Raw genomic sequence first — 693 nt, forward strand, 5'->3', positions numbered from 1 at the left:
ATGACGTGCTTTCCGTCAAATTTGTAAAAAAGAAAGTTGTAACTGACATAATTGATAAACCGATAATAAGTAGCCATCTTGCACCAATCGCATCAAAAATCCGCCCAATGAATGGCGATAAAATCCCCATAATTAATGCACCAGGGAAAATCATTATACCTGATTCGAGTGCTGTAAAACCGGCCATCAATTGCATATATATCGGTAAAATTGTTTCCGAGGCAATTAACATCGTAAAAGCGATCATTCCAATAACTGTTGTAAACGTATAAATTTTATATGTAAATACTCGAAATTCTAAAACTGGCTGTTTTAATTTGAATTGTCTTAAGATGAATAAGGTTAATGTAATTGTTCCGACAATCAGTGAGATTATTACACCTTTATTTGACCAGCCGTAATTTCCGACACTACTAAACCCGTACAATAATCCGCCAAAACCGAACATCGATAATACGATCGATACGTAATCCACTTTTGGAAACGTTCGGGTGATAATATTTTTCATAAAAAAATAACCGATTATCAGGTCAATGACCGCAAGTGGCAAGATGATATAAAACAGTGATCTCCAAGGTAAAAACTCAATCAACCATCCTGATAAAGAAGGACCTAGTGCAGGCGCAAACGAAATGACGAGTCCAGTCATTCCCATTGCAAAACCTCGTCTTTCCACTGCAAAAATTAACATAA

1 protein-coding gene is annotated in these 693 nt (G+C 35.9%); it reads right to left on the reverse strand.

Annotated elements, in window-relative coordinates; translation table 11 throughout:
• A partial coding sequence (locus tag ACPYKA_RS15530) for an MFS transporter (protein ID WP_479543137.1) occupies positions 1 to 693 on the reverse strand: 693 nt, incomplete at both ends.

This window comes from Pseudogracilibacillus amylolyticus (SeqCode) (assembly GCF_051918545.1).
Lineage (GTDB): Bacteria > Bacillota > Bacilli > Bacillales > Amphibacillaceae > Pseudogracilibacillus.